The 19441-nt window shown below is 53.0% G+C and carries 22 protein-coding genes and 3 tRNA genes; 19 read left to right on the top strand and 6 right to left on the bottom strand.

Annotated elements, in window-relative coordinates; all coding sequences use genetic code 11:
- Window positions 1-68 precede the first annotated feature (68 nt).
- The 3 genes from ACTJJA_RS10605 to ACTJJA_RS10615 all read left to right on the top strand — a co-directional run bounded on the left by ACTJJA_RS10605 (window position 69) and on the right by ACTJJA_RS10615 (window position 390).
- Window positions 69-155 (top strand) — tRNA-Leu (locus ACTJJA_RS10605).
- A 28-nt stretch (window positions 156-183) separates the two neighbouring features.
- Window positions 184-270, top strand: a tRNA-Leu gene (locus ACTJJA_RS10610).
- 33 nt (window positions 271-303) lie between these two features.
- A tRNA-Leu gene (locus ACTJJA_RS10615) sits at window positions 304-390 on the top strand.
- A 40-nt stretch (window positions 391-430) separates the two neighbouring features.
- Here ACTJJA_RS10615 and ACTJJA_RS10620 read toward each other — a convergent pair.
- The gene (locus tag ACTJJA_RS10620; RefSeq protein ID WP_182403023.1) at window positions 431-700 is read right to left on the bottom strand and encodes a DUF1435 domain-containing protein; all 270 of its coding nucleotides are present in this window, start codon (window positions 698-700) and stop codon (window positions 431-433) included.
- A gap of 215 nt (window positions 701-915) precedes the next feature.
- Between ACTJJA_RS10620 and ACTJJA_RS10625 the strand changes: the two genes are divergently transcribed.
- Complete coding sequence (locus ACTJJA_RS10625; RefSeq protein ID WP_440667866.1) at window positions 916-1980, top strand: GGDEF domain-containing protein; 1065 nt, start codon at window positions 916-918, stop codon at window positions 1978-1980.
- 91 nt (window positions 1981-2071) lie between these two features.
- Window positions 2072-2860, top strand: a complete 789-nt coding sequence (gene fhuF, locus ACTJJA_RS10630) for a siderophore-iron reductase FhuF (protein ID WP_420984814.1) — start codon at window positions 2072-2074, stop codon at window positions 2858-2860.
- 95 nt (window positions 2861-2955) lie between these two features.
- Here fhuF and ACTJJA_RS10635 read toward each other — a convergent pair whose 3' ends face one another.
- Window positions 2956-4302, bottom strand: a complete 1347-nt coding sequence (locus ACTJJA_RS10635) for a PTS sugar transporter subunit IIC (RefSeq protein ID WP_126816022.1) — start codon at window positions 4300-4302, stop codon at window positions 2956-2958.
- 328 nt (window positions 4303-4630) lie between these two features.
- Here ACTJJA_RS10635 and ACTJJA_RS10640 point away from each other — a divergent pair, with 328 nt between their 5' ends.
- The gene (locus ACTJJA_RS10640) at window positions 4631-5089 is read left to right on the top strand and encodes a YbaK/EbsC family protein (RefSeq protein WP_042714997.1); all 459 of its coding nucleotides are present in this window, start codon (window positions 4631-4633) and stop codon (window positions 5087-5089) included.
- 37 nt (window positions 5090-5126) lie between these two features.
- Here the strand turns inward: ACTJJA_RS10640 and bglJ are convergent, their stop codons facing one another.
- On the bottom strand, window positions 5127-5762 hold the full coding sequence (bglJ, locus tag ACTJJA_RS10645; protein ID WP_440668256.1) for a DNA-binding transcriptional activator BglJ: 636 nt from the start codon (window positions 5760-5762) through the stop codon (window positions 5127-5129).
- Window positions 5762-6496, bottom strand: coding sequence for a helix-turn-helix transcriptional regulator (locus tag ACTJJA_RS10650; protein ID WP_182402959.1), 735 nt, complete (start codon window positions 6494-6496; stop codon window positions 5762-5764). Before ACTJJA_RS10650 ends, bglJ begins: the two co-directional genes overlap by 1 nt.
- A gap of 413 nt (window positions 6497-6909) precedes the next feature.
- Here ACTJJA_RS10650 and ACTJJA_RS10655 point away from each other — a divergent pair, with 413 nt between their 5' ends.
- From ACTJJA_RS10655 to ACTJJA_RS10715, 13 genes are all read left to right on the top strand, one after another.
- Complete coding sequence (locus ACTJJA_RS10655; protein ID WP_042713989.1) at window positions 6910-7683, top strand: threonine/serine ThrE exporter family protein; 774 nt, start codon at window positions 6910-6912, stop codon at window positions 7681-7683.
- Entirely contained in the window at window positions 7674-8147 is a 474-nt protein-coding gene (locus ACTJJA_RS10660; RefSeq protein WP_010427167.1) for a threonine/serine exporter, read from the top strand. The genes ACTJJA_RS10655 and ACTJJA_RS10660 overlap by 10 nt, the downstream gene beginning before the upstream one ends.
- Before the next feature lie 67 nt (window positions 8148-8214).
- Complete coding sequence (locus ACTJJA_RS10665) at window positions 8215-8856, top strand: TetR family transcriptional regulator (RefSeq protein WP_100165520.1); 642 nt, start codon at window positions 8215-8217, stop codon at window positions 8854-8856.
- 41 nt (window positions 8857-8897) lie between these two features.
- Window positions 8898-9350 (top strand): MarR family winged helix-turn-helix transcriptional regulator, encoded by a 453-nt coding sequence (locus ACTJJA_RS10670; RefSeq protein WP_010427171.1) that lies wholly within the window; start codon window positions 8898-8900, stop codon window positions 9348-9350.
- 84 nt (window positions 9351-9434) lie between these two features.
- Entirely contained in the window at window positions 9435-9863 is a 429-nt protein-coding gene (locus tag ACTJJA_RS10675; RefSeq protein ID WP_010427173.1) for an organic hydroperoxide resistance protein, read from the top strand.
- A 149-nt stretch (window positions 9864-10012) separates the two neighbouring features.
- Entirely contained in the window at window positions 10013-10558 is a 546-nt protein-coding gene (dnaT, locus tag ACTJJA_RS10680) for a primosomal protein DnaT (protein WP_440667870.1), read from the top strand.
- Window positions 10555-11292, top strand: coding sequence for a DNA replication protein DnaC (gene dnaC, locus ACTJJA_RS10685; protein ID WP_010427177.1), 738 nt, complete (start codon window positions 10555-10557; stop codon window positions 11290-11292). Before dnaT ends, dnaC begins: the two co-directional genes overlap by 4 nt.
- A gap of 84 nt (window positions 11293-11376) precedes the next feature.
- Window positions 11377-11859: a DUF2501 domain-containing protein gene (locus tag ACTJJA_RS10690; protein ID WP_100165522.1), complete on the top strand. Its 483-nt coding sequence runs from the start codon at window positions 11377-11379 to the stop codon at window positions 11857-11859.
- Between the two features lie 270 nt (window positions 11860-12129).
- On the top strand, window positions 12130-14421 hold the full coding sequence (opgB, locus tag ACTJJA_RS10695) for a phosphatidylglycerol--membrane-oligosaccharide glycerophosphotransferase (protein WP_440667872.1): 2292 nt from the start codon (window positions 12130-12132) through the stop codon (window positions 14419-14421).
- A gap of 201 nt (window positions 14422-14622) precedes the next feature.
- Window positions 14623-15174: a helix-turn-helix transcriptional regulator gene (locus tag ACTJJA_RS10700; protein WP_440667874.1), complete on the top strand. Its 552-nt coding sequence runs from the start codon at window positions 14623-14625 to the stop codon at window positions 15172-15174.
- 146 nt (window positions 15175-15320) lie between these two features.
- Window positions 15321-16064 (top strand): winged helix-turn-helix domain-containing protein, encoded by a 744-nt coding sequence (locus ACTJJA_RS10705; protein WP_440667876.1) that lies wholly within the window; start codon window positions 15321-15323, stop codon window positions 16062-16064.
- A gap of 3 nt (window positions 16065-16067) precedes the next feature.
- Window positions 16068-16541: a hypothetical protein gene (locus ACTJJA_RS10710; RefSeq protein ID WP_440667878.1), complete on the top strand. Its 474-nt coding sequence runs from the start codon at window positions 16068-16070 to the stop codon at window positions 16539-16541.
- Window positions 16542-16565: 24 nt separating this feature from the next.
- Window positions 16566-17072: a GNAT family N-acetyltransferase gene (locus ACTJJA_RS10715; RefSeq protein ID WP_440667880.1), complete on the top strand. Its 507-nt coding sequence runs from the start codon at window positions 16566-16568 to the stop codon at window positions 17070-17072.
- A 92-nt stretch (window positions 17073-17164) separates the two neighbouring features.
- On the opposite strand, the gene tsr is transcribed toward ACTJJA_RS10715, so the two are convergent.
- Both tsr and hpaR read right to left on the bottom strand, forming a co-directional pair.
- The gene (gene tsr, locus ACTJJA_RS10720; RefSeq protein ID WP_010427186.1) at window positions 17165-18829 is read right to left on the bottom strand and encodes a methyl-accepting chemotaxis protein; all 1665 of its coding nucleotides are present in this window, start codon (window positions 18827-18829) and stop codon (window positions 17165-17167) included.
- 82 nt (window positions 18830-18911) lie between these two features.
- Window positions 18912-19352: a homoprotocatechuate degradation operon regulator HpaR gene (gene hpaR / locus ACTJJA_RS10725; RefSeq protein ID WP_089598019.1), complete on the bottom strand. Its 441-nt coding sequence runs from the start codon at window positions 19350-19352 to the stop codon at window positions 18912-18914.
- Between the last annotated feature and the right edge of the window lie 89 nt (window positions 19353-19441).

A 19441-nucleotide genomic window follows, 5' to 3' on the forward strand; every position in this document is an offset into this window, starting at 1 on the left:
TGACGTAAAGCTGAAAACATCTAGAATGCGCCTCCGTGGTTACGATACTTTTACAGTATCGATGGTATGCGAAGGTGGCGGAATTGGTAGACGCGCTAGCTTCAGGTGTTAGTGTCCTTACGGATGTGGGGGTTCGAGTCCCCCCCCTCGCACCATAAATCACGTTGATATTGCTCGCACTGGGCGAAGGTGGCGGAATTGGTAGACGCGCTAGCTTCAGGTGTTAGTGTCCTTACGGATGTGGGGGTTCGAGTCCCCCCCCTCGCACCAACGAGGCGATATCAAAAAGAGTAAGATGACTGTGCGAAGGTGGCGGAATTGGTAGACGCGCTAGCTTCAGGTGTTAGTGTCCTTACGGATGTGGGGGTTCGAGTCCCCCCCCTCGCACCAATTATCTTACGTTCCTCTGAAGTACCTCTTGTTTTTCCTGTTATTTCAAACTCATCAGAATTACCAATATTCCACTGACCAGCGCAACGCATGAAGGCAGCAGCACAAAGTGCCGTAATTGCTTATGCCAGATCATCCCTGACGTGACTAACAGCCCTGAAGCAATAATGGCTTTCCAGATATCGATGGAGAGGTCGGCAAACAACAGACCGCCAATAATTGCCCCAGGCAGCAACACTCCCCAACCACTTCCCAGCGCTTTGCTCAACATGGTTTGCCCTTTTGCATCAATAATGATAACCAATATCATATGATAACAATTATCATTTGTCAGCATTCATCATCAAAATCCATCGACTTTACCTTTCCCATAATGACAGGAAATGTCTAAGGTGATAAATTGCTCACCTGTTAACTCCCTATAAAGATTTTCTGATAATTACTATTCATCTTTTTTTGCTTTTACTATTTTCTAACAACACCTATTCATTTGTTTTAATTAAATATTAATAAAAAAGCATTACTATGACATCACAATCCTGGCGGTCTTTGGTCAACAGCAAATATCAATTATCTTTACGTTTATTTCTCTTTCTGAATGCAGCCTCAGCGGTGTTCTCGGTAACAAACCCGCTCTATTCTGTACGCCTGTTCTCATTCCCCCTGGTGGCTATTTTTATTCTCAGCACGGGATTGTTCGCCTGGCACTGGAAAGAGAGAGCCCGGAAAATCAATATTCCCGTCGTTTCAGCGATCTTCGGTATTTTGTGGGCCTGGCAAATTGTCTCGAAATTTTCGTTAATTACGCACGATCGGGCGACCTATTTAGTCATGGCACTGTTAACGGTGCTTTTTATTGGCTCCCTGGCATTTGCCAGTAATATCAAGGCATTTACCCTTCATTCATTACCCGCCTTTATTGCCTGCCTGTGGTTAGGCAGTCATGAAAGCTGGCTGAGAATGATCTACTCCTTTGCCCTCCCGGTGGCGGCGATTGGCATACATAACATCCTGCAAAAACGTAACGATCGCTTTGCTCAGACGCTTCTTTCCCAACTCCTGGAAGAACGCGAGACGCTTTCCGATCTCAGCATGATGGACCCGCTCACCGGCCTGTATAACCGTCGCGGCCTGCAAAGCCGACTGGAAAACCTGCCGAGAGTCGATAACGGTGAACACTTCGTTCTGCTGCTGGATATCGACCATTTTAAAGCATACAACGACCATTACGGCCACATGATGGGCGACCAGGCACTGATCCGCGTCTCAGCGGCGATCCGTGATGCCGTACGCTCGCGTGATATCGTCGCGCGCTTTGGCGGTGAGGAGTTTATGGTATTGCTGACGAGCATCTCGCTCGATCATGCCCGCCAGACGGCTGAGCGCATCCGCCAGAAGGTCTACGATTTAAAAATCCCGCATATGTTCAACGAAAGCGTGGCAACAAACGTCACCATCAGTATCGGTATTGCCATCTATGATGACGATGACCCGGAAGGCGCGCTGGAGAAAGCGGATAAAGCCCTCTACGAAGCGAAGCACATGGGGCGTAATAACATCCTGCTCAGCGAAGAGTTGCAGACAGCTTAAGCCCGACATCCCACATTCAGGACAAAAGGCTTGCGATCGTTTTTATCTATAGTTAGGATTGGCAATCATTATCATTTAGATTCCTATCCTTATGGCGACACGTACCGCACAAGCCGTTGACTCACTTCTCTGGCGAGCCCCTCTCTCCACAGGGAGCGCTACGCTTGCGGATGCTATTCGTGACAGGATTGCCGATACCCGCGCCCATCTGCTGGATTTTATCAAGCTGGATGAGCCTCACCCGCATAACACCATGACGCTTGCAGAATGGCAGCGTCCGGCAGAACGCCAGTCACTGCTGGCGGCGTATTCCGACCATATCTATCGCAATCAACCGACCCTTGCCCGGGAAAATAAACCCCTGCTCTCTCTTTGGGCGCAATGGTACATCGGGTTGATGGTCCCGCCGATCATGGTGGCCTTGTTGACCCAGGACACGATGATGGATCTCTCCCCGGAACATTTCCACGTTGAGTTCCACGAAACCGGGCGTGCGGCCTGCTTTTGGATTGACGTTCACGAAGATATGCATGCCGGGCAACGCTCAGCTCAGGAGCGCATGGAACAGCTCATCACTCAGGCATTGATGCCGGTAATTGACGTGCTTGAGCAGACGGGAGAAATTAATGGAAAGCTTATCTGGAGTAATACCGGTTATCTGATCCACTGGTATTTGACAGAGATGAAACCCTTGCTGGGCGATGAGAAAGTGGATGCCCTGCGCCAGTCCTGCTTCTTTGCAAAACAGCTTTCTGATGGGCGGGATAACCCTTTATTCCGTACTGTCGTCCCGCGTGACGGCCTTCTGGTGCGTCGGACCTGCTGTCAGCGCAATCGCCTGCCTGACGTTCAGCAGTGCGGGGATTGCACGCTGAAGTAGTGCCGTTTATTGCCCGGTGGCGCTTCGCTTACCGGGCCTACAGACCCTCAAAACGTAGGCCGGGTAAGGCGCAGCCGCCACCCGGCACAAACGACTCAGGCTACCTGCTGATTTTCCTCTTCCGCGTTACGCTGCGCTTCTTCCGCTTCCTGTTCCAGCAACTGCTTCTCGTACACTTTAAAGAACGGGTAGTAGATAATGGCCGATACGCAGGCCAGCACAACGACGAGAATAGCCGCGCGGAAGTCCCAGCCCAGCGCCCATGCCGCGCCTATCGGAGCAGGTGCTGTCCAGGGAACCACTGAGATAACGCGACCAATCAGATCAAACGTCATCGCCGCCCAGGCCAGCACGGCGTTTACCATCGGTGCCAGCAGGAACGGAATAAAGAACACCGGGTTCATTACAATCGGCGTACCAAAAATGACGGGTTCGTTGATGTTAAAGAAGCTGGGCACCACGCTCAAACGTCCAATTGAACGCAGGTGTGCAGAGCGGCTACGCAGATAGCAGATCACCAGCCCCATCGTTGCGCCAGAGCCACCAATCACGATAAAGAACGTCCAGAATGCTTCCATAAAAATGTGTGGCAGAGGTTGGCTTGCCGCCAGCGCGGTCTGGTTAGCGCCCAGGTTGGTCAGCCAGAACATCTGCAGCATCCCGGAGACAATGGCAGCCCCGTGGATACCGGCAAACCACAGCAAGTGACCGATCAATACCGCCAGCAGGATAGCAGGCAGCGAGTCAGCAGCGGAAACCAGCGGTTTGAAGATCGACATAATAGCCTGTGGGATCAGCATACCAAACTGAGACTGAATCAGCAGACTCAGCGGGTACAGCGTCAGCACAACCACCAGCACCGGGATCAGCAGATCAAAGGAGTTTTTGATCATCGGTGGCACCTGGTCTGGCAGGCGAATACCGATGTTGTGCGATTTCAGGAAACGCATCATTTCAACGCAGTAAACCGCCACCAGAATGGCGGTAAAGATCCCCGTTCCGCCGAGGCTGTCGACAGGCAGAGTGCCTTTGGTTTTCGGCGCAGCAACCAGCAGAAACGCCATCAGCGACAGCATGGCGCACATGAACGGGTCAAGCTGATGAGATTTCACATAATGCTTGCCCAGGTTGTAGGCGATGGCCGCACAGATATAAATGGACATAATGCCCATCGTCATATCAAACGGGGTGAGAATTTGCCCTTCAAATTGCTTCGCCATATCCAGCCAGGCGCGAGCAAAACCCCAGGTCGTATCAGGTGAGAACGGTGGGTAAGCAAACACCAGCAAGAATGACCCCACAATCATGAACGGCATCGCAGAGATAAATCCATCACGAATAGCCATAACATGACGCTGGGAAGAGATTCGCCCGGCAATCGGGCTGACGTAATTTTCAACGAAACGGAATATCAGATTAAACGCAGCATGGTTGGCAGACATAGCAGCTCTCCTGTCAGACGTTCGTTACGGGCGAATTCGCGCCACACGTTGTTCCATAAATCAGCTTCACAACCTTGCCGGCTTGCGTACCAGCGGTACTGCTCAGAAGAAATGGTTTCATAATTAGCTCTTATTATTGGATACAGGGGACGTTACATTCTCAGTATTAATCTCTGATTCACGCTCTGCAACCGGTTACTGTAACCGGTTTCCGTGAATGTGAAGGCGATCCATAAATCGGCCCAACAGGATAATTGTTACTGAAGAGATATTTACAGAACCTAAAGGCTTATGACAGATTACGCAGGATATTTGTCAGGAGGAAACAATGAGTTTGCAGTCTGTACAGCAGTTTTTTGCCGACAACGCACCCGATGTCGAAATCATCGAGCTTAGCCAAAGCACCGCGACCGTGGCCCTGGCTGCTGCAGCGCATAACGTTGAACCGGGTCAAATCGCCAAGACGCTATCGTTAAAGGTTAAAAACGAAGTTATTCTCGTGGTGGCCAAAGGTGACGCGCGGCTGGATAACAAAAAACTGAAAGATGCATTCGGCGCAAAAGCGCGCATGCTGAGCAGTGATGAAGTGGTCACCGTTACGGGTCATCCCGTGGGTGGCGTCTGCCCTTTCGGGCTGGAGAATCCCCTTTCCGTTTTCTGCGACGTTTCACTGAAACAGTACGCTGAAGTGCTGCCTGCTGCCGGTGCAATTCACAGCGCCGTACGTATTTCTCCCGACAGAATGGCAGAACTGACTGCAGCAAAATGGGTGGATGTCTGCATTTGATTGTTGCGCCAGAAGCGTTCTGGCGCATGACAAACGGCTAAGAGAAGGAAGGAACACTCAACGCCGAGCGACGCGGCTCCCGGGCGGGAAGATGAGCGAGGATATCTGCTGCATCCAGTAATCCCACATCAGAATTGACCCCGAGCTTTACCATCGCATTGAACTTGTGCGCCCTGATAGTCTTAATATTGCGCTCAAGCTGTGTGGCGATTTCAGGGATGGAATAGCCCGACGACATATAACGCAAAATTGCCCGTTCGGTGGGGCTCAACATGCGGTTCTGATTCACATACCAGTGATTGTACATGTTGTCATTTACACGATGCGTTTCGTTAAGAAAGATCACCATTCCTTCGATCAGCTGCTCAAGCGACACCGATTTACTGATAATCCCGTGCAGGCGTGCCGGAGAAAGATGGCAAATCAGCCTCGCTTCTACATCATCTGACGCCAGGACAATACGCTGAATATTGCCGTGTGAGAACATCAGGTCACGCAGACTCGCAAGACAGTTACGACGCTCCTCACGCGCGTCGGATAATGAGTAAATAACCGAATAAAACGCGGTCTGGGAAAGTGCCTCTTTAAAACTGTCGAATCGACTAAACAGGTGGACCTGATAGCTGCTGAATGCAGGCAAAGCAAAAATATGCTGCAGCCCAACAGCACTCATTACGCAATTTTCGATGACGGCGATATGTCTTGTTGCTGCGGTCTCTTCCATTCCTCAAACTCTCCATAGGCCGACATTAAACTCAGTTCTCGCATCCCCTGTGTACTGCTGATCCAGGCATACATATCGGCATTGCTTCGCAGGGACAACCTGCGCATCGCACTGTTCTTCTGTGCACTGATCGTTTTGTTACTCTTCTTCAATAACGTCGCGATTTGGTTAATACACCAGCCTTTCCCCAGCAGTCGCAATACTTTGCGCTCCGAGTGAGTTAGCGCGATAAAGCTCTCGGACTCGTCTTCAGGCTCTGGAGTGTCTGGCATTAACAACGTCTGGCTAATTCGTTCTGCGCGTTCACTTCCGGCACGAATAGCATTAATGACCCCGTCGATAGGTTCCATATCTGACAGCAAGGTGCTTTCAGGACGCATGAGTAATTCTACCGCCAGAGGGTAAAGGGGGCGGGAAACTAAAAAGATCCAATGGATATCCCGATACTGATTCAGCAACCCGTAATATTGTTCGAGCGTACCGCGAGGATTACGATAATCACCAGAAATATCAGCAACAACCACACTGGCGCGGCGGAGTTGCAGCAGTGTTAGCTCCTGAATCGAGCGGCAAAAGGTCAGTTCATACTCGGGGAAATGGCGTACCATCACCCCACCAAGCCCGGATTGCATAACCGGTATCTTACTGATCACAACTCCGTGTTTACCTTTCAATGGCAACATAGAACCTCCGAGTCCATTCTTCATTTTCTAAATAGCGATAAAACGCATTGAGATAAAATTATTTCATCCCTGAGTGCACACAACATAAATAATGGAAATTTTAAGAAAATCTTTACAAGATTAAGAAATGCCCAAAACAGGGTTAATATCTCATAAATAACAACCGAATTTAATTACAGTTACCTGAAAAGAACGAAAATATAAAATTAGAAATACTTAATATATGCGAGATATATTTCTAACCCCTAAACATTCATAAAATAAATATTATTAATCGCTTTCCTTCACTCTCGCTCATGAGGCTGTTTGCACAAATCTTGATCTGACCCAGAGCAAGTGGCACCGCACTTTGTGCTAAAAATAGGCATTTCGGGCCACCAGGCAAGCTATCCATCCTCTCTTCAGGGCAATACATGCAAGATCAGTCAACGCAACGCGCAACGACGCGGATATGTATTCAATGCGGGCTTTTTCTCTTACAGCACGGGGCAGAAAGCGCCCTCGTCGAGGAACTCTCAACGCGTCTTGGCGTGGCGCTCGGCATGGACAGCGTCGAAAGTTCCATCTCGTCGAATGCCATTGTACTGACCACCATAAAAGACGGGCAGTGCCTGACGTCCACCCGTAAAAATCACGATCGCGGCATCAATATGCACGTCGTGACGGAAGTGCAGCACATCGTCATTCTTGCTGAGCATAAGCTACTGGATCTGAGAGAAATTGAGAAACGGTTCGCGCAAATTAAACCGTTACGCTATCCGCGCTGGCTGGTGGTGGTCATGGTTGGGCTGTCGTGCGCCTGTTTTTGTAAACTCAACCAGGGCGGATGGGACGGTGCCATCATCACCTTTTTCGCCAGCAGTATCGCCATGTATGTCCGCCAGCTGTTGACCCACCGGCAACTGCACCCGCAAATTAACTTCTGCGTTACCGCTTTTGTTGCCACCACGGTTTCTGGCCTGCTGTTGCGCCTGCCGCAATTTGCAAACACCCCGACGATTGCCATGGCCGCCAGCGTGCTTCTGTTGGTCCCGGGCTTTCCGCTGATTAACGCCGTGGCCGACATGTTTAAAGGGCACATCAATACCGGCCTGGCGCGCTGGGCGATTGCCAGTCTTCTGACGCTCGCCACCTGCATCGGCGTGGTCATGGCGATGACGCTGTGGGGGTTACGCGGATGGGCATAATCGAATTTCTCCTTGCGCTGGCGCAGGACATGCTTCTGGCCGCCATTCCCGCCGTCGGCTTTGCAATGGTGTTCAACGTGCCGCAGCGGGCGTTGCCCTGGTGTGCACTGCTGGGTGCCATTGGTCACGGTTCACGTATGGTCATGATGACGGCAGGTTTCAATATCGAATGGTCAACGTTTATGGCCTCGATGCTGGTCGGCAGCATTGGCATTCAGTGGTCGCGCTGGTATCTGGCGCATCCAAAGGTCTTTACCGTGGCGGCCGTTATTCCGATGTTTCCGGGCATCTCCGCCTATACCGCGATGATTTCAGCGGTAAAGATCAGCCATTTTGGTTACACCGAGCCGCAAATGATCCTCCTGCTGAGCAACTTCCTGAAGGCGTCTTCCATTGTCGGGGCGCTCTCCATCGGCCTGTCGATTCCCGGCTTGTGGCTTTACCGCAAGCGCCCGCGCGTTTGAGATTTGTGTTATCACGCTGCCATGGTAATAATCCCTGCATTCTGTTTGGTGACGATAAGGAAAGGATGTGGCTAACCCTGGCAGCGAAAACCCGGAACACAATGAAGGATCCAGCCTGAAGGAAAACATTTTCCAGAGTGCCATTGCGCTGTTTGCCGAATATGGGCTAAACGGTGCCCGCATGGAGCAAATCGCCGAGAAAGCCGGCACGACCAAACGGATGGTGGTGTATCATTTTAAGAATAAAGAAAACCTGTATCTTCTGGCCCTGGAGTACGTTTACACCCAGATCCGCGCCAGTGAGAAACGGCTCAGCCTTGCCGGTATGCCGCCGGTAGAAGCGCTGGTTCATCTTGTTGAAGCGACCTTTGACTACCACGCCGACCACCCGGACTACATTCGCATCATCTGTATGGAGAACATGCAGCGCGGCCGCTTCATGCAGCAGTCCAACTACCTGCGCCAGGTAAACCGCAGCGCGCTGGAACTGCTGGAAGCCATTCTGCAGCGTGGAAAAGAGAAGCAGCTGTTCAATCAGACGGTAGACGCGCGCGACCTTCACCGCCTGATCAGCAGCTTCAGCTTCCACTATGTCGCCAACAGCTATACCTTTACGCTGTTGTTCGAAGAGGGAGCAGACGAAGCCGCGCAGCGTCAGCACTACCGGAAAATGGCGGTCCAGGTGGCACTTCGCTATACGTGCCCATAAAATAGCTTGCAATTATATCGCGCACTATCTATATTCATCTCATGAACGCAAAAACGAACGACACCAATGCGGCGCTGCTGCTGGATAACCAGCTCTGTTTTGCCCTCTACTCGGCAAACCTGGCGCTTAACAAGCTGTACCGGCAACTGCTGGCACCGCTGAACCTGACCTACCCGCAGTACCTGGTCATGCTGGTTCTGTGGGAGCAGGATGACGTGACGGTGTCGGACATTGGCGAACGGCTGTTTCTTGACTCAGCCACGCTGACGCCGCTGTTAAAGCGTCTGGAAAGCGCCGGGTTGATCAACCGCCACCGTTCCCGTAAGGACGAACGCCAGGTTGCGGTCACCCTGAGCGATGCCGGGCGTGCACTCCAGCAACAGGCCGTGGGGATCCCTCACGCGGTTGGGTGCGCAGCGCAATGCGATACCGACACAATGCTGGCGCTTAAGCAGCAGCTTGAGCTTTTGCGACAACAGTTACACCACGCGTAAGGCTATACTTTACGCGTCTTTCTTTACCTATATATATCGCACGCTATTTAATAGCACACATAAATGTAAGATGAGGAACCTGCCATGTCTTTAGAAAAAGTTGTCTACACTGCCAAAGCCAAAGCCACCGGAGGCCGTGACGGCCGCGCGACCTCTTCCGACGGCGTCCTGGACGTTAAACTGGGTGTGCCAAAAGAGATGGGCGGCATGGGCGGCGAAGTGACCAACCCGGAACAGCTGTTCGCTGCTGGCTACTCCGCCTGCTTCCTGGGCGCGATGAAGTTTGTGGCCGCTCGTGACAAATTCGCGCTGCCGAAAGAGGCGTTTATCGAAGGTGAAGTCGGCATTGGCCCGCTGCCAACCGGTTTTGGTATCGAAGCGAAGCTGAACATTCACGTTGAAGGAATGGATCCTGCGGAAGCGAAAAAACTGGTGGATGCGGCGCACATCGTTTGCCCATACTCTAACGCCACGCGCGGCAATATCGACGTCACGCTGAACATCATCGCGTGATAACTGCCTGATGGCGCTGCGCTTATCAGGCCTACGGCTGTAGCCCCGGTAAGCGCAGCGCCACCGGGGAAATCCCCTCCTTTCCTTTCCCCTCTCTGTGCTACCATAAGCCCATATCACGCCCGTAGTAACCCAGTAGAGAAAGCGTTATGTCCTCCAGAATCCTGACCACCAGCATTGCTGGCATTGATGCCTTTATGCGCGATCCCCGCGGCGTGCTGACCAATGCCGAAGGCGGTACCCTCGCCGTGTTTGCCGACAACGCCCCGGCGTTTTACGCAATTACGCCGGAACGTCTGGCGCAGCTGTTGGATATCGAAGCGCGGCTGTCGCGCCCGGCCAGTGATGTCACCCTGGATAACCAGTTATTCGACGAACCGGGAAACGCGCCCGTTGCCATACCGATGGGGAAATTCCCCATGTACGCGGGCTGGCAACCGGATGCCGATTTTCAGCGCCAGGCGGCACTGTGGGGGATTGCGCTCTCGCAGCCGGTCACGCCCGAAGAGCTGGCCGCGTTTACCGCATACTGGCAGGCGGAAGGAAAAGTGTTTCACCATGTGCAGTGGCAGCAAAAGCTCGCGCGCAGTATTCAAATCAACCGCGCCAGCAACAATGGCCAGCCCAAGCGCGATATCAACGCGTTTTCTGAACCGGACAAACAGATCCCTAATGGATTCCGAGGTGCGAAATGAAGAACGTCGGCGACCTGATGAAACGTCTGCAAAAAATGATGCCAGCCAACGTGAAGCCAGCCTTCACAACGGGTGAAGAGCTGTTGGCATGGCAAAAAGAGCAAGGTGAAATACGTGCGGCGGCGCTCGCCCGAGAGAACCGTGCGATGAAAATGCAGCGCACCTTTAACCGCTCGGGTATCCGCCCGCTTCATCAGAACTGCTCGTTTGATAATTACAACGTCGAGTCTCAGGGACAAATGAATGCGCTGAGTCAGGCACGTCAGTACGTGGACGAGTTTGATGGCAACATCGCCAGCTTCATTTTCAGCGGCAAGCCCGGCACCGGGAAAAACCACCTTGCAGCAGCCATCTGCAACGAGCTGCTGCTCCGGGGCAAATCCGTATTGATCATCACCGTGGCCGATATCATGTCAGCCATGAAAGAGACGTTCAGCAACCGCGAAACCAGCGAAGAACAGTTGCTTAATGACCTGAGCAACGTTGACCTGCTGGTCATCGACGAGATTGGCGTTCAGACGGAATCCCGCTATGAAAAAGTCATCATCAACCAGATTGTTGACCGCCGCTCTTCCTCCAAGCGACCAACCGGAATGCTGACAAACCACAATATCGACGAAATGACCCGTCTGCTGGGAGAACGCGTGATGGATCGCATGAAGCTTGGCAACAGTCTGTACGTGATCTTTGACTGGGAAAGTTATCGCAGCCGCGTCACCGGCAAAGAGTATTAAGACAGTTCCAGGAATCGCGCGCGGCGCGGAGGTATATACTGGAACCACTTCCGGCCCTAAACGGACCTTTTTGAGAAAGCCATTATGAAAAAACAGTTACTTATCAGCACACTTTTCGGTGCACTGCTGGCAACCAGCGCGGCGCAGGCAGCGTCATGGCAGGAGTCACTTTCCAGCGCGGCCAACGAACTGACCAAAGAGAGCGGCAGCACGCAGGGTGGGCTGTCTGCCTCCTCCCTCACCAGCCTGCTGGGTAACAGCTCCCAGAGCCTGAGCGCGGGTACGATGAACAACGCGGCGGGGATCCTGGAATATTGTGCGAAGCAGAAGCTGGCTTCCGTCACCGATGCGCAAAACGTAAAAAACCAGGTGCTGGGCAAGCTGGGTCTGGACACGCAGGAGCAGAAAGCGGACACCAACTATATGGACGGTATTCAGGGCCTGTTGAATGCGCAAAACGGTCAGCAGCTGAACCTGAGCACCATCGGTAACTCCTCTCTGGCAAAACAGGTGAAAACCAAAGCCTGCGATCTGGTGCTGAAACAAGGCGTTAATTTCATCTCCTGATTGACCCCATTTTCTGCCACAACATGCCGCGTTTGTTACGTTAGTCTTACGGCGCGGCGTTAAACGACTATTTTCCTGCCTTACCACCGTCTCAGCGTCCGCATGCCAGGATGCGACCGCCTTCAAAAAAACGATTTTCTAAACCAAATCCTAACAACAGCACACTTTCGTGACACTAAAATTGCAGCTAAACGACATCGCCATTACATTGTATTACCCAAAAAATAAACAGTTAGCCAGCAAAGCGTCTGGCGTCATGAGGATATGCTGTTGTCAGAGTTAATGTCCCTTATCCTTTTCCTGGCTTCCGTTGGCGTTTACGCCTGGAAAGCGGGCCGAAACACCTGGTGGTTTATTGCCACGCTGGCGGTGCTCGGCATTTTTATTGTTTTGAACATTACGTTATACGCCAGCGATTACTTTACCGGTGACGGTATTAATGATGCGGTACTCTACACCCTGACGAATAGCCTGACGGGCGCAGGGGTTGGTAAGTACATACTTCCCGCTCTTGGCGTGGTATTTGCTCTGGTTGCTATTTTTGGTTCCCTTGCCTGGGTGCTGCGTCGTCGTCGCCATCACCCGCACCATCATGGCTACAGTCTGCTGGCGCTGTGCCTGGCGTTGGCCTCTGTTGACGCCAGCCCGGCATTCCACCAAATCACCGAACTGGTGAAATCCCAGTCGCGCGAGGGTGACCCCGATTTCGTGGCGTATTACAAAGAACCCGCGAAGAAGATCGACAATCCGAAGCTCAATCTCGTCTATATCTACGGCGAGAGCCTGGAGCGCACCTATTTTGATAACGATGCCTTCCCGAACCTGACCCCGGATCTGGGGCCTCTGAAAAACGAAGGTCTCGATTTCAGCCACACCATGCAGTTACCCGGCACCGATTACACCATCGCCGGTATGGTCGCGTCGCAGTGCGGTATCCCGCTGTTCGCGCCTTTTGAGGGCAACGCCTCGGCGTCCATGTCGAGCTTCTTCCCGCAAAATGTCTGTCTTGGCGATATCCTGAAAAATTCCGGCTACGAAAACTACTTTATGCAGGGCGCAAACCTGCGTTTCGCTGGCAAAGATGTGTTCCTGAAATCACACGGTTTTGACCACCTCTACGGCTCTGAAGAGTTAAAAACCCTCGTCGCGGACCCGAGCTACCGTAACGACTGGGGCTTCTACGACGATACGGTGCTGGACGAGACCTGGCAAAAATTCGAGGAACTTTCCCGCGCGGGCAAACGCTTCTCGCTCTTTGCCCTGACCGTGGATACCCATCATCCGGATGGATTTGTCTCTCGTACCTGTAAACGCAAAAATTATGACATCAATGGCAAGAGTAATACGTCATTTAGCGCCGTCACCTGCAGCCAGGAACATATCGCCGCGCTGATCGACAAAATCAAAGCCTCGCCGTATTTCAAAAACACGGTGATTGTGGTGTCGTCTGACCATCTGGCGATGAAAAACAGCGCCTGGGATGAGCTTAACAAGCATGACCGCAGCAACCTGTTCTTCATCCTGCGCGGCGACCAGCCTCAGCAGGAGGTGATCGCCACCAAGCGTAACTCAATGGATAACGGCGCCACGGTGCTGGACATACTGGGCGGCGATAACTTCATTGGCCTTGGCCGCAGTACGCTGTCCGGGCAATCTCTGTCTGAAGTGTTCCTCAACATGAAGGAGAAAATCCTGGCGTGGAAGCCAGATATCATCCGCCTGTGGAACTTCCCGAAAGAGATGAAAGACTTCACCATCGACCAGGATAAAAAAATGATTGCCTTCTCCGGCAGTCACTTCCGCCTGCCGCTGCTGCTGCGCGTGTCGGACAACCGCGTCGAACCGCTGCCGGAAAGTGAATACTCCGCACCGCTGCGTTATCAGCTGGCTGACTTCGCCCCGCGCGACAATTTTGTCTGGATCGACGCGTGCTACAAGATGGGCCAGCTCTGGTCGCAGCCGCTGGCCCTGTCGACCGACTGGTGTGTCGCTCAGGGACAGCTCGGCGGAGAGCAGTCCGTCCAGCATGTTGATAAAAAACAGTGGAAAGGCAAAACGGCGTTTAACGATACGGTTATCGATACCGCGCGCTATCAGCGTAACGTCGACATGCTGAAGATTGTCGATAACGACATTCGCTATAAAGCGGACAGTTTTATCTTTAACGTGGCCGGTGCGCCGGAAGAGGTCAAACAGTTCAGCGGCATCTCCCGTCCGGAATCCTGGGGGCGCTGGTCCAACGCCCAGCTGGGTGACGAAGTGAAAATTGAGTATGCCCATCCGCTGCCGGAAAAATTCGATCTGGTGATCACGGCCAGAGCGTTCGGGCCAAATGCTAACCGCCCTATCCCGGTGCGCGTGGGGGATAAAGAACAGATCCTGACGCTTGGCAATGACGTAAGCACCACCACGCTGCATTTCGACAATCCGTCGCGCAGCAGCACGCTCGTCATCGTTCCGCCAGACCCGCAGTCCACTAACGAAGGCAATATCCTCGGCCATTCACCGAGACGGCTTGGGATTGGGATGGTGGAAATTAAAATTGTCCGTCGCGACAGTTAATATCCTCTCTGCCCGGCATTCTGCCGGGCAATTTCAAAATTATAAAAAGCTTTGCGCTTATTATAAATCAGATAAAATCACTATATTTAACGCAATCCAATCTATATACATATTAGTTTATGCTCAGGATGTAGAGTATTGCCCTACTTTGATTTTCATGAGGACCCTCTGGCTCCCTCACGTTAACGGGCGACACCTGACATGACTCTCTCACGCAGCACCCACGTCGACTTTCACGTCATCGTTCTGAGCGATAACTATTTCCTGTGGCTTGGCCTGAAAACGCTGATTTCGATGATGATGACGCCGCGTCCTGATATTTTCTGGATCAACAGCGTCAGCCCGGAAACCATCTTGCGCATGCGCGAGCAAATCATGAAAGAGACCACCGATAACGGCTGGCTCATATTTACGGACGCATGCCGCGTGAACGACATCAACGTCTATCTGCCTGCCGGGCGCGTCAGGGTGCTGGCTGGAAACATCTCGATTATTCAGCTCAGCCAGCATTTGAGAAACGCCGATTTCACCCAGCGCTACCGTCCTGATGCTAACCTCACCCGCTCTGAACTGCGGGTGTGCACCCTGCTCAGTAAAGGGATCAGCCTGGTTCGCATTGCGCAACTGCTGAATAAATCCCCCAAAACCATCTATACCCACAAGCGTAACGCGATGACCAAATTCCGCTGCCAGAACCTGGCGGAGTTTCACCGAAAAATCTGCCTGCTGGAACAGCACTCGCTTTACCTCTGATTGTGCTCATTTATTAAACAGCGAGAATGCCCGACTGGATCAATGTTATCGGTAACAAAGCAGTTAGAATAGCGAGCTTCTTAGATGAATAGCACGCGTACTATTCACCGTTTGTATTTTTCCAACTGCTCCTTTGATAATACTCTATGAAATACCTGCTCGCTGATACCCTCGTCTATAACGACGAAGACGGTTCCGTTTCACTTGTTGATACGCCAGAGGTCGAACCTCAGGTGATGACGGCAACCGCCAACAACATTATGAAAATGCTGTTGCTTCATCACGGTAACGTCGTCGAACGCGAGGCGTTCCTGCATGAAGTGTGGGACGAGCGCGGCCTGCAGGGCTCCAACAATTCACTTAATCAGTACATCAGTATCCTGCGAAAAATGCTGGCAAGCCTCATGCCCGACATGGTGGTTATTGTCACCGTCCCCAAAGTAGGCTTTATGCTGAGCGCGGACATCAGGGTCCATTCCCTGGCTGAAAAATCTGATTGCCCAGCCTCAGCCAGTAGGCCGTATCATTTTCAGCCTCAATGGCTGCTCTGTAGCGGGCTGACGCTTGTGGTACTGGCGCTGTGCATCTGGATAGTCGCGCTCAAGCAAAACCAGCAGCATGCAGAAATGCATCTTCTGACACATTTTGGTGAATGTCCGGTCTACACCTTCTCACCGCTGGCAGATGTGTTTCGTAACAAGGCAATAGCGCTGGCACAAGCGATACAGCGCGACGGCAACCTGCCGTGCCTGAAAAACTCCCTCTTTTATCTGCACATTCAGAACACGCTCTTCTACGGCCATGAAGGAAGGATGGTGCTTTCGCAATGCTCCCTGTCGAAAGAGAACACCGCCAGCGCCTGCCGCACGCTTTATGCCTACGAATGGTGAATCATGACGCGTAAAAAAATAGGGCTGGTTATCGCCTTCAACCTGCTGTTAATCATCATGGCCGTGGCATGGTACCGACATACACCGCCCCTGCCCGTCATTTGCGAAGGTAACCTGACCTTCACGCAGCAGCGTGACGACAACAACTTCACGTTCGACGGCGAGATCCTGATGCGATTTCACCCCGACGGCACGGGTTACTTCACGCTCAACGGGAATGTGCAGAATATCCGGCAGGGATGGGAAGTCTCCCGTCAGGAAACGTTTAACTGGCGGCACATGCACGACACGCTTTTTGAAATCGCCATTATCAAGGTCGAGCGATTTAGCCACGATGAATTACCCGATGGGGTATTTGAGAAATACGTTGCTGGCTTAACGCAGGGACAGAAAAGGCTACTGACCATCGAACGCACGCCGGAAGAGGCGATGGTGATCGGCAATTTCTACTCGCCACTGCTAATCTGCTCGGAATAAACAGATCAGGCTATACTTGCCGCCATGAAAATCATCTTCCGCCCCACCACTGCGCATGACGTTGCCAGTCTGCCCGCCATTGAGCGCGCGGCAGGCCAGCGTTTTCGAGCCTGGCCTGAACTGGCATGGCTCGCTGATGGCGACGTCATTTCCGTTGAACAGCATCGCGACTATGTCGAACAGGGCCTGAGCTGGCTGGCGCTGGCAGCGGATCGTCCTGTGGGTTTTCTCCTCGCAGAAGCCCATCCTTTGTCGTTGTTTATCGTGGAGCTTTCGGTTGATCTGGACTGGCAGGGAAAAGGAATAGGTCGGCAGCTCATCGCCTGTGCAGCTGAGCATGCCCGTAAAAAGGGACTGACGTCGCTGACGTTAACGACGTTCCGGGACGTGCCGTGGAATGCGCCATTCTATGAAAAGCTGGGGTTTGAATACGTCACTGAACTCACGCCTGAACTGGGTGAAAAACGTGAAGAAGAAGCAGCGCACGGCTTAGCGTATAACTCCCGCTGCGCTATGCGTCTGCCGCTTTGATATCGCCCGGTGGCGCTTCGCTTACCGGGCCTACAAATCCCTGAACCGTAGGCCGGGTAAGGCGTAGCCGCCACCCGGCACAACGCGCTGGATTAGAACGTTTCCCAGTTATCACCCGCGTCGGCCGTCGCGGCTTTACGCGACATCACCGGGGTGACAACGTTTTTCGCTGACGCGAACTCGCGCGCTTTCATCTGCTCCTGCTGAATGCGGAACACCGCCACAGCCTGGGTCAGACGGCTCGCCTGCTCTTCCAGTGCGGCAGCCGCTGCGGCAGATTCCTCAACCAGCGAGGCGTTCTGCTGAGTCACGCGATCCATCTCCGCGACCGCCAGGCCGACCTGGTCGATACCGCGGCTCTGCTCGTCAGACGCAGACGCAATTTCACCCATGATGTCCGTCACGCGGGTTACCGCATTCACGATCTCACCCATGGTTTCCCCCGCGCTCTCTACCAGAGTAGAGCCCACTTCCACGCGGCTGACGGAGTCTTCAATCAGGCTTTTGATTTCACGGGCAGCCTGGGCGCTGCGCTGCGCCAGGTTACGGACTTCGCCTGCAACAACGGCAAAGCCACGGCCCTGCTCACCGGCACGCGCCGCCTCTACCGCCGCGTTCAGCGCCAGAATGTTGGTCTGGAAGGCAATGCCGTCGATCACGCTGATAATATCGGCAATTTTCTGCGAACTGCCCGCGATGTCACGCATGGTTTGCACCACGTTATCCACCACTTTACCGCCTTTCTGCGCGGTCTCAGACGCGCTCAGCGCCAGGTTGCTCGCCTGACGCGCGTTTTCGGCGTTCTGCTTCACGGTAGCGGTCAGCTCTTCCATGCTGGCCGCGGTCTCTTCCAGGGAGGCGGCCTGCTGCTCGGTACGGGACGAGAGATCGTTGTTACCCATCGAGATTTCGCTCGCGCCGCTGTAGATGGCATTGGCACCGTTACGCACGTCGCCGACGGTACGCACCAGCTCGCCCTGCATGTGGCGCAGCGAGTCGGCCAGTTCACCCATCTCATTAGAACCTTCAACATCGATGCGCTTCACCAGGTCGCCGCTGGCGATATGGCGAATGCTGTCGATCAGGCGATTCAGCGGAGAAATCAGCGCCTGCTTGATGCCCAGCCAGACGGCGACAATCACCACCACCACGGCAATCAGCACGCTAATCAGCACCCAGATAGCCTGGCTGTAAGAGCTGTTGCTGTCTTTCACCGCCGTCTCATACAGCTTGTCGTTCTGCTGCAGGTAGCTCACGTACTGCTTCTCAAAACCGTCCTGATAGCTCTGGGTCGGCTGGTCGAAGAAGGCGTTGATTTTCCCCGCACCCAGCAGCTGAATCAGCTCAGCCAGCGCGCCGTGGTAGATTTCGTAATTACGTTTGATTTCCAGCGCAGCGGCGTCGCTCTGACGCGGATCGCGCGGCAGGGCTTCGTAATCCGCCCAGTTTTTTTCCGCCTGCTTCAGCGAGGCAGACGCAATCTGCATCAGATCGGAAACGGTCGCGCCGCTGCCGATGTTACTCTGATCCATCATGTAGCGGATACCCGCGCGGTTCAGGGTGTTACGGGTTTGCAGCAGGGCAACCCAGCTCCCGTTGAGGGTAGATTGTTGCTGACGAATGGTTTGCAGGACGGTGAAATTCTCTTTGTCATTCTTCAGGGCATTAAAGAAAAGACCACCGGATGTGAGTTGTAAAAGGCCAAATATCGCTAAAACCAGCAGTAAGCTGGTGACAATCTTGATACGGTTTAACATGTTTTCTCTTCCTCAGACAGATACAGAATTTTCGGCCTGGAAAGGGAAAACTTTACGAAAATCATCCTGGAATTTGTGGTTTTTACTCTTCTTCCCGCGCTGCGTTATCCCGGTTTCCGAGTTCAATAAACTCTTCCAGCAGCGCCGTCAGCTGCTTCATCTTCTCCGGCGTGTATTCCGCCTCAATCTGCCGATACGCCTCTTCGACCTGCGCCTGGGCGTGTTCATACAGCGCATTCCCCTCTTTGGTCAGCGACACGTACAGCTTGCGCTGGTCGTTCACCGGCTTTAAGCGCAGCACCAGGCCGTCGCGCTCCATGCGCGTCAGAATGCCGGTCAGGCTCGGGCGCAAAATGCAGGTGCGAAACGCCAGATCGTGAAAATCCATCGACGGATGTTCAGCCAAAACGCGCACAATGCGCCACTGCTGCTCGGTCAGATTATGGCGCTTTACGATCGGGCGGAAGTACGACATCGCCGCTTCCCGCGCCTGCAGCAGCGCGATGGTTAATGAGTCATGCATAGCCTCTCCCTTCACATCATTAACAAGTAAACAATCACTAAAAGATGCTTTTATAAACAACACGTTTTCCGTCAAAAAGTCTAACAGAA

Source organism: Enterobacter sp. 22452, from assembly GCF_052045065.1.
In the GTDB taxonomy this organism is placed as follows: domain Bacteria; phylum Pseudomonadota; class Gammaproteobacteria; order Enterobacterales; family Enterobacteriaceae; genus Enterobacter; species Enterobacter mori.

What these genes read in the sequence shown, in the direction of transcription:
- fhuF (WP_420984814.1), top strand. Translation starts at nt 2,072, where the DNA reads ATGGCGACACGTACCGCACAAGCCGTTGACTCACTTCTCTGGCGAGCC.
- ACTJJA_RS10690 (WP_100165522.1), top strand. Translation starts at nt 11,377, where the DNA reads ATGAAAAAACAGTTACTTATCAGCACACTTTTCGGTGCACTGCTGGCA.
- ACTJJA_RS10670 (WP_010427171.1), top strand. Translation starts at nt 8,898, where the DNA reads ATGAACGCAAAAACGAACGACACCAATGCGGCGCTGCTGCTGGATAAC.
- ACTJJA_RS10625 (WP_440667866.1), top strand. Translation starts at nt 916, where the DNA reads ATGACATCACAATCCTGGCGGTCTTTGGTCAACAGCAAATATCAATTA.
- bglJ (WP_440668256.1), bottom strand. Translation starts at nt 5,762, where the DNA reads ATGAGTGCTGTTGGGCTGCAGCATATTTTTGCTTTGCCTGCATTCAGC.
- ACTJJA_RS10655 (WP_042713989.1), top strand. Translation starts at nt 6,910, where the DNA reads ATGCAAGATCAGTCAACGCAACGCGCAACGACGCGGATATGTATTCAA.
- ACTJJA_RS10640 (WP_042714997.1), top strand. Translation starts at nt 4,631, where the DNA reads ATGAGTTTGCAGTCTGTACAGCAGTTTTTTGCCGACAACGCACCCGAT.
- ACTJJA_RS10675 (WP_010427173.1), top strand. Translation starts at nt 9,435, where the DNA reads ATGTCTTTAGAAAAAGTTGTCTACACTGCCAAAGCCAAAGCCACCGGA.
- ACTJJA_RS10710 (WP_440667878.1), top strand. Translation starts at nt 16,068, where the DNA reads ATGACGCGTAAAAAAATAGGGCTGGTTATCGCCTTCAACCTGCTGTTA.
- ACTJJA_RS10635 (WP_126816022.1), bottom strand. Translation starts at nt 4,302, where the DNA reads ATGTCTGCCAACCATGCTGCGTTTAATCTGATATTCCGTTTCGTTGAA.
- ACTJJA_RS10620 (WP_182403023.1), bottom strand. Translation starts at nt 700, where the DNA reads ATGATATTGGTTATCATTATTGATGCAAAAGGGCAAACCATGTTGAGC.
- ACTJJA_RS10705 (WP_440667876.1), top strand. Translation starts at nt 15,321, where the DNA reads ATGAAATACCTGCTCGCTGATACCCTCGTCTATAACGACGAAGACGGT.
- dnaT (WP_440667870.1), top strand. Translation starts at nt 10,013, where the DNA reads ATGTCCTCCAGAATCCTGACCACCAGCATTGCTGGCATTGATGCCTTT.
- hpaR (WP_089598019.1), bottom strand. Translation starts at nt 19,352, where the DNA reads ATGCATGACTCATTAACCATCGCGCTGCTGCAGGCGCGGGAAGCGGCG.
- tsr (WP_010427186.1), bottom strand. Translation starts at nt 18,829, where the DNA reads ATGTTAAACCGTATCAAGATTGTCACCAGCTTACTGCTGGTTTTAGCG.
- dnaC (WP_010427177.1), top strand. Translation starts at nt 10,555, where the DNA reads ATGAAGAACGTCGGCGACCTGATGAAACGTCTGCAAAAAATGATGCCA.
- ACTJJA_RS10660 (WP_010427167.1), top strand. Translation starts at nt 7,674, where the DNA reads ATGGGCATAATCGAATTTCTCCTTGCGCTGGCGCAGGACATGCTTCTG.
- ACTJJA_RS10700 (WP_440667874.1), top strand. Translation starts at nt 14,623, where the DNA reads ATGACTCTCTCACGCAGCACCCACGTCGACTTTCACGTCATCGTTCTG.
- ACTJJA_RS10650 (WP_182402959.1), bottom strand. Translation starts at nt 6,496, where the DNA reads ATGTTGCCATTGAAAGGTAAACACGGAGTTGTGATCAGTAAGATACCG.
- ACTJJA_RS10715 (WP_440667880.1), top strand. Translation starts at nt 16,566, where the DNA reads ATGAAAATCATCTTCCGCCCCACCACTGCGCATGACGTTGCCAGTCTG.